4 protein-coding genes are annotated in these 6535 nt (G+C 69.8%); all 4 read right to left on the bottom strand.

Features of this window, described 5'->3' with window-relative positions; genetic code table 11:
* Positions 1-70: 70 nt before the first annotated feature.
* Positions 71-961 (bottom strand): GNAT family N-acetyltransferase, encoded by an 891-nt coding sequence (locus DMB66_RS56305; RefSeq protein ID WP_125812220.1) that lies wholly within the window; start codon positions 959-961, stop codon positions 71-73.
* A gap of 160 nt (positions 962-1121) precedes the next feature.
* On the bottom strand, positions 1122-3245 hold the full coding sequence (gene uvrB / locus DMB66_RS56300) for an excinuclease ABC subunit UvrB (RefSeq protein ID WP_125812219.1): 2124 nt from the start codon (positions 3243-3245) through the stop codon (positions 1122-1124).
* 398 nt (positions 3246-3643) lie between these two features.
* Positions 3644-4843 (bottom strand): dephospho-CoA kinase, encoded by a 1200-nt coding sequence (gene coaE / locus DMB66_RS56295; protein WP_125812218.1) that lies wholly within the window; start codon positions 4841-4843, stop codon positions 3644-3646.
* 82 nt (positions 4844-4925) lie between these two features.
* Positions 4926-6446 (bottom strand): 30S ribosomal protein S1, encoded by a 1521-nt coding sequence (rpsA, locus tag DMB66_RS56290; RefSeq protein ID WP_125812217.1) that lies wholly within the window; start codon positions 6444-6446, stop codon positions 4926-4928.
* Positions 6447-6535 lie beyond the last annotated feature (89 nt).

The following is a 6535-nucleotide window of genomic DNA, read 5'->3' as shown; positions in this document are numbered from 1 at the left end:
ACGCCCACGCCCACGCCCACGCCCACGCCCACGCCCAGCCCAGCCCAGCCCAGCCCAGCCCAAGCGATGATCAGCAGTGCCCCGCCGGCGCCGCGCGCAGGTAGCGGGCACGCCGTCCGCGATGCTCGAAGCCGAGCTTGCGGTAGAGCCGTACCGCGGTGTTGTCGACGTTGACGTCCAGCCAGGCGTGGGTGGCGCCGTCGGCGCGCATGCGCCGCAGAGCCTCGGTGATGAGCGCCTCCCCGACTCCCCGGCGCCGAGCGGCCGGCACGACGCCGACCTGCACGATCCAGTCGACCGCCGCGGTGACGAACCCGGCGTCCCCCAGCTCCGGAAGCGTCGCGAGCACCGACCACTGCGGCCGGAACTCGTCGTCCTCCACCACCTCGGCGATCCACTCGGCCTCGCTCCACCCCGGGAACCCGGGCCGTTCCCGAAACGCGGCCGCGTAGACGCCGTGGAAGCGCGACGCGTTCTCCTCCGACCAGCGGGAGAACCCCATTCCGGCCGGACCGGCCGCAGCCGGCACGCCGGCTTCCAGGTCGATCCGCATGACATCCTCGGCGAAGACCTGCTCCAGCCCGTGCGCCGCGAACAACTCCGCGGCGGCGTCCGTGAGCGACTCGGTCTCCACGGTGACGGGCCCGGCGGCCTCGGCCAGCCCCCAGCCGAGCAGGTGCGAACCGATCCCCCGGCCCCGGGCGCCGGGATCGACGAGCCCGCAGAACGCCACCCCGCCGGAGACGGGTCGCAGGGCCCCGGCGGCTATGAGGCGACCGCCGCGGTCACGTCCCTGGAGGGCCCGGGTGCCGGCTGCGCGCCATCTCCGACCCAGGAATGCGGGGTCGGCGGCCAACGGCAGGCCACCATCGGCGGCGAGACAGCGCGCGGCCAGCGCGACAAGATCGGCATCGTCCTCGAACGGCATCGGTGCCCAAGTCACCGCGTGGGTCGTGAACACGCGAGCCAGCGTAGAGAGCGACGGTCCCCCGGCTCCACCGACTTTCCGTTCGTGCCCGGCCCGCCCTCGGCTCCTTCAATAGCCCTCCGTTGTGGCGATTCGGACGCAGCCCTGGGTGGAAACCGCACGCCTGTGCGGCGTCAGCACCCAGGGCATGGCGTCAGCGAACGCCGGTCATGTCCATGCCGCGGAGCTCCTTTTTCAGATCCTTGACCTCGTCGCGGATCCGGGCCGCCAGCTCGAACTGCAGCTCGCGGGCCGCGCCGAGCATCTGGTCGCTCAGATCCTGGATCAGCTGGGCCAGCTCGGCGCGGGCCATGCCCTCCCGGGCCGGCGCCGACGTGGCGCGGGCCTTGGACCGGGTCTCCGGCACCGGGCCCTTGCCGCGCGACATCTGCCGGCCGCCGCCACCCACCATCTGCCCGCCGGAATGGAGCGCCGAGTCGGTGTCCTCGGCCTCTCGGTAGATGTCGTCGAGGATGTCGTGGATCTTCTTGCGCAGCGGCTCCGGGCTGACGCCGTTCGCCTTGTTGTGGGCGATCTGCTTTTCCCGGCGGCGGTCGGTCTCCTCGATCGCGGCGCGCATGGACGGGGTCATCTTGTCCGCATACATGTGGACCTCGCCGGAGACGTTACGGGCCGCGCGGCCGATCGTCTGGATCAGCGAGCGGCCGCTGCGCAGGAAGCCCTCCTTGTCCGCGTCGAGGATCGCCACCAGCGACACCTCGGGCAGGTCGAGACCCTCCCGCAGCAGGTTGATGCCGACCAGGACGTCGTAGTCGCCCTTGCGCAGCTCCTTGAGAAGCTCGACGCGGCGCAGCGTGTCGACCTCGGAGTGCAGGTAGCGGACCCGGATGCCGTTCTCCAGGAGGTAGTCGGTCAGGTCCTCGGCCATCTTCTTGGTCAGCGTGGTGACCAGGACCCGCTCGTCCTTCTCCGTGCGCAACCTGATCTCGTGCATCAGGTCGTCGATCTGGCCCTTGGTCTGCTTCACCACCACCTGCGGGTCGACCAGGCCGGTCGGGCGGATGATCTGCTCGACGAACTCGCCCTGGGCCTGGCCCATCTCCCACGGGCCGGGGGTGGCCGACAGGAACACCATCTGCCCGACCCGCTCGAGGAACTCGTCGAAGCGCAGCGGCCGGTTGTCGGCGGCGCTGGGCAGCCGGAAGCCGTGCTCGATCAGGATGCGCTTGCGGGAGGCGTCGCCCTCGTACATGCCGCCGATCTGCGGGATCGTGTTGTGCGACTCGTCGATGACGGTGATGTAGTCGTCCGGGAAGTAGTCCAGCAGGGTGTGCGACGGGTCGCCGTAGGACCGGCCGTCCATGTGCATGGAGTAGTTTTCGATGCCGTTGCAGAAGCCGACCTGGCGCATCATCTCGATGTCGTAGGTGGTGCGCATCCGCAACCGCTGCGCCTCGAGCAGCTTGCCCTGACGATCCAGCTCGGCGAGCCGCTCGGCCAGCTCGGCCTCGATGTCGCGGATCGCCCGCTCCATCCGCTCCGGGCCGGCCGCGTAGTGCGTCGCCGGGAAGATGACGAGCTGGTCGACCTCGCGGACGATCTCACCGGTCAGCGGGTGCAGGTAGTAGAGCTTCTCGACCTCGTCGCCGAACAGCTCGACCCGGATCGCGAGCTCCTCATAAGCCGGGATGATCTCGAGAGTGTCGCCGCGGACCCGGAACGTGCCGCGCTGGAAGGACATGTCGTTGCGGGCATATCGGATGTCGACCAGGCGGCGCAGCAGCTTGTCGCGATCCCAGTCCTCGCCGACCTTGACCTTGACGGCCTGCTCCAGGTATTCCTGCGGCGTGCCCAGGCCGTAGATCGCGCTGACGGTCGCCACCACGATCACGTCGCGCCGGGTGAGCAGCGACATCGTGGCCGAGTGGCGCAGCCGCTCGACCTCCTCGTTGACCGACGAGTCCTTCTCGATGTAGGTGTCGGTCTGCGCGATGTAGGCCTCGGGCTGGTAGTAGTCGTAGTAACTGACGAAATATTCGACCGCGTTGTTGGGCATCAGCTCGCGGAACTCCTTGGCGAGCTGAGCGCACAGGGTCTTGTTGGGAGCGATCACGAGGGCCGGCCGCTGCAGCTTTTCGATGAGCCAGGCGGTCGTGGCGCTCTTGCCGGTGCCGGTCGCGCCCAGCAGCACCGTGTTGCGGTCGCCGCGGCGCACCCGGCGCTCCAGATCGGCGATGGCTGTGGGCTGGTCACCGGCCGGTTCGTAGTCGCTGATGACCTCGAAGCGGCCGTCGAGTCGTGGGATGTCGAGCGCCATGCAGACCACGGTACGTCGCGGGTATGACAAGTTTCTTCGGGCGGCGCGTGAGGCTGTTCGCAGGGTGCACATTCGGCCTCGGCGAACAGCCTTGTCCACCGTTTACCTGCGGCTATACGGTGATCAGGTAGGCCGCTCGCGGCGGCCGTCCGGTCCGGTCCGACACCACCACACGGTGCGGCCGTTCCGGCCCGTGGATTGCTGCCCTGGCTCCGTCCGGCGCGCGCATCCGCGATGGTCGCGCACTGCGCGAACGGCCGCCGCGACCGCCCCTTACTGTCCGGCTCCATTCGGCGGACACGGGGGCACTGCCTGTCCGGCTCCATTCGGCGGACACGGGGGCGCTGCCTGTCCGCCGGACGCGGCCTTTCTGGCTCGGGAGTGTGCCCAGCCCGGCCCTACGGCACCGGAGGATGCCAGCCGGTCGCTTCCGCCCAGGCGTGGGCCGCCTCCGCCTCCGCGTCGAACCAGGGCTCCTTCGCCTCCGCGTAACTCGCCACGTCGCTGTGCCGCGCCGCCCACCTCCACTTGGCCGCCGCGTACTCGTCGCGGGCTGCCGGCACGGCACGCAGGTGATCGCGCATGAGCAGGGCGAAACGCCAGCCCGGCGAGCCGGTGACCCGCACGTGCAGGTTGACCGGGCGTCCCGGGTCGGCACTGCCGTGCAGCCGCTTCGGCCAGGTCTTACCGGGCAGGCCGCGAGCGTTGTCGTGCCACTCCCCCGCCCGGCGCGGCAGGCCCGCGGATCCGAGCGCCTCGGCGAGCCGGTCGGCCTCCGCCAGGGTGGGCACGGCCAGCATGAGATCCAGCAGATCCTTGGCCGGCATGCCCGGCACGGCCGTCGACCCGATGTGGGTGACGTCGGCGTCGCCGCCGAGCAGCGGCCGCAGGGCGTGCCGGATCCGGTCAATCACCCGGGCCGCCTGCCGGGGCCAGGTCGGATCCGGGGGTACGACCCGCAGCCGTCCCTCGGCCGGGGCATGCCGGCCGACTCGCAGATTCTTCTCGTACGGGCGCAGCCGGTCCTGCCACAGGCGCTCGACCTGCGCCTCCAGCTCCTCGATGGCCGCGTTGTTGGTCAGGATCACATCCGCGGCGTCGCGCCGAACGGCGTCGTCGGCCTGGGCCGCGATCCGGGCAGTCGCCTGCTCCTCGCTCATCCCCCGGGTCGCCACCAGCCGCCGAGTCCGCACCCCGCGATCGGCGTCGACCACGACAACGAGGTGGTACGACGCCGCCAGCCCGGCCTCGACCAGCAGCGGAACGTCGTTGACCACGATCGCGTCGGGTGCGGCGGCCGCGATCAGTTCCCCCGTACGCGCGCGTACCCGGGGATGGATGATCTGCTCCAGCCGGCGCCGGGCCGCCTCGTCGCCGAAGACCAGCGCGCCCAGCGCGGGCCGGTCAAGCTCGCCGTCGGGGCCGAGCACCGCCGGGCCGAAGGCCTCGACGACCGCGGCCTGGCCGTCCGTGCCGGCGGCGACCACCTCGCGCGCCAGCCGGTCGGCGTCGACGAGCACCGCGCCGCGCGCGACCAGGCGCTGGGCGACGGCGCTCTTGCCCGCGCCGATTCCTCCGGTGAGACCCACCATCAACACGGGGCAAGTATGCCGAAGGGCCGCCCGCGACCGAAATCGCGGACGGCCCTTCGGACCGGACTAGCTAGCTACAAGCTGGACGTCAGCCCTTGCCGCCGGCGAGCTTCTCGCGCAGAGCGGCGAGCGCCTCGTCGGTGGCCAGGGTGCCGGCCGGCTCCTCCGCCGCGCGCGCCGGGCCCGAGGACGAGCTCGACGACGTGGAGGTGGAGGTGGACGACGAGGAGGTGGTCACGCCGCCGGCCGGAACCGGGTTGAGCGCGGCCTCGGCGTCGGCCTCGCGGGACGCCTGAACCTGCTTGGTGTGGGCCTCCCAGCGCTCGCGGGCGTCGGCGTACTGCTTCTCCCACGTCTCGCGCTGCTTGTCGAAGCCGTCGAGCCACTCACCCGTCTCGGGGTCGAAGCCCTCCGGGTAGATGTAGTTGCCCTCGTTGTCGTACGTCGCCGCCATGCCGTAGAGGGTCGGGTCGAAGTGCTCCTCGCCCTCGACGAAGTTCTCGTTGGCCTGCTTGAGCGACAGCGAGATCCGGCGACGCTCGAGGTCGATGTCGATGACCTTGACCATGACGTCGGAACCCACCTGGACGACCTGCTCGGGCAGCTCGACGTGCCGCTCGGCCAGCTCGGAGATGTGCACCAGGCCCTCGATGCCGTCGTCCACCCGGACGAACGCACCGAACGGAACCAGCTTGGTGACCTTGCCCGGCACGATCTGGTTGATCGCGTGGGTCCGGGCGAACTGGCGCCACGGGTCTTCCTGGGTCGCCTTCAGCGACAGCGAGACGCGCTCGCGGTCCAGGTCGACGTCGAGCACCTCGACCTCGACCTCCTGGCCGACCTCGACGACCTCGGACGGGTGGTCGATGTGCTTCCAGGAGAGCTCGGAGACGTGCACGAGGCCGTCCACGCCACCCAGGTCCACGAAGGCACCGAAGTTGACGATGGAGGACACGACGCCCTTGCGGACCTGGCCCTTCTGCAGCTTGTTGAGGAACTCGGTGCGAACCTCGGACTGAGTCTGCTCAAGCCACGCGCGCCGGGACAGGACCACGTTGTTGCGGTTCTTGTCCAGCTCGATGATCTTGGCTTCGAGTTCACGACCCACGTACGGCTGCAGGTCGCGCACACGGCGCATCTCGACCAGTGAAGCGGGGAGGAAGCCCCGGAGGCCGATGTCGAGGATGAGGCCACCCTTGACAACCTCGATAACGGAACCGCGAACGACGCCGTCATCCTCCTTGATCTTCTCGATCGTGCCCCACGCGCGCTCGTACTGCGCACGCTTCTTCGAGAGGATCAGGCGGCCTTCCTTGTCCTCCTTGGTGAGGACGAGGGCTTCGATGTGGTCACCGACCGACACCACTTCCGCGGGGTCCACGTCGTGCTTGATCGACAACTCGCGCGAGGGGATGACGCCCTCGGTCTTGTAGCCGATGTCGAGCAGGACCTCGTCCCGATCGACCTTGACGACGGTGCCTTCGACAATGTCGCCGTCGTTGAAGTACTTGATGGTCTCGTCGATAGCTGCGAGGAATGCTTCCTCCGAGCCGAGATCGTCGACGGTGACCCTGTTGGCGCTCGAGGTGGCCTCGATGCTGCTCGTCATGTGGACTGTTGCTCCGAACGGATGGTGTCGTGGTGTCTCTCGCGCCCCGCGGAACTGACGGCGGACACAGCACGAACATCCGGTGATCA

The sequence above is a fragment of the Actinoplanes sp. ATCC 53533 genome (genome assembly GCF_003947245.1).
Note: the sequence above shows the minus strand (reverse complement) of the source record. Positions and strands in the feature narration are given on the sequence as shown.